Annotated in this window: 1 rRNA gene; it reads left to right on the plus strand. The window is 54.4% G+C overall.

From position 1 onward, the window contains the following. Positions 1 to 500: 500 nt before the first annotated feature. A 16S ribosomal RNA gene (locus tag CA982_RS26250) occupies positions 501 to 774 on the plus strand; the annotation flags it as partial.

Raw genomic sequence — 774 nt, forward strand, 5'->3', positions numbered from 1 at the left:
AGTCAGCGAGCCACGGCGCCGCCCCGGAAGGCCTGAGAGGGTCTGATGGTGGGGAGTGGAGACCGGGTTTTTTGTTGGCCGCCCCAATGTATGTCTGGTTCGAGTCGTTGTGGCTCGGGTAGAGTGGTGGGGGTTGCTGGGTCTTCCTGGTTCGGAATTCTTCGGGGTTGCGGGCTGGGGTTTGGGTCTGGTAGGCTGGAAGAGTTGCCCCGGAGACGGGTGTAGCTTGGATGGTTGGAACAAGTCTGCTGGTGAAAGCCCTGGTAGGGGTGAGTATTTGGTGGGTGTGTGTTCTTTGAGAACTCGATAGTGTGATGATGAATTGTCTGATGCCGTTTTTGTGGCATCGAGCATTCTTTTGGATGTTGATGTTTGTTTTTTTGTGTGGCGTCCGGCCCCGTCTGGGTGTCACATTTTGCTAGGTTTATTTTGGTCAGGTTTGCTTTCCTGGTTGTGTTGAAACGCTGGCTCTTTTGGGGTTGGTTTTGTTTCACTATTTTTTCATGGAGAGTTTGATCCTGGCTCAGGACGAACGCTGGCGGCGTGCTTAACACATGCAAGTCGAACGGAAAGGCCCAGCTTGCTGGGTACTCGAGTGGCGAACGGGTGAGTAACACGTGGGTGATCTGCCCTGCACTCTGGGATAAGCCTGGGAAACTGGGTCTAATACCGGATATGACCAACTGTCGCATGGTGGTTGGTGGAAAGCTTTTGCGGTGTGGGATGGGCCCGCGGCCTATCAGCTTGTTGGTGGGGTAATGGCCTACCAAGGCG

The sequence above is a fragment of the Gordonia lacunae genome (genome assembly GCF_002149015.1).
In the GTDB taxonomy this organism is placed as follows: Bacteria; Actinomycetota; Actinomycetes; order Mycobacteriales; family Mycobacteriaceae; genus Gordonia; species Gordonia lacunae.